The sequence below is a fragment of the Oleiphilus sp. HI0123 genome (genome assembly GCF_001635315.1).
The window spans coordinates 1-673 of sequence record NZ_LWGE01000947.1; the positions used below are offsets into that span (position 1 = coordinate 1).

1 protein-coding gene is annotated in these 673 nt (G+C 48.4%); it reads right to left on the reverse strand.

The genetic code is table 11. The features are described from left to right. Window positions 1–673 (reverse strand): TRAM domain-containing protein (locus A3761_RS27480; protein ID WP_369808206.1); only part of this gene is annotated, 673 nt, incomplete at both ends.

A 673-nucleotide genomic window follows, 5' to 3' on the forward strand; every position in this document is an offset into this window, starting at 1 on the left:
CAAGTCACTCTGCTCAAGAGGCTTCACATGCCGAATCAACACGCCTATTCCCTCACGACTCAAGGACAGTTCCAGGTGGCCAAGTGCTTTATGCACCGAGATTGAAGCAACAAGTTCTTTAAGTACGGGTAAGGCACTTGAAAGCTCACTAGCCATAATTGGGCAAGAATCTATATCTAATGTCTCTTTGGAGGCTTTTTTACGAAAGCCAATTCGAAGCCCTTCTCCTTTTCGGCCATAGTCGACACTGAGCCGGACACGCGAACGATAACCCCACGGCTCACTCTCGACAAGCGGCAACCATTGTTGCGGAGCCAAATCCCCAAAGTGCTTAAGCTGGTCAGCCAATACAGTTTGTTTATGCGCCAGTTGAGCTTTATGCCCCATATGTTGGAGGCTGCAGCCACCACAAGTTCCATAATATGAGCATACAGCTTCAACACGTTGATCTGAAGCTTGCATCACTTTCACCGCAGCCAGCTCATCATATTTAGCACGATGAGCCAAGACCTCAGCCAAAACAGTCTCACCGGGCAAGGCATAATGCACAAATTGCGTTTTGCCTTTATTTTTGGCGATACCTCGCCCCTCATGACTGAGAGACAGAATTTGACACTGAAGCAAGCCACTATCAGAGCTATCAACATCGTTGGCGAGGTTCTTGGACTCCAGG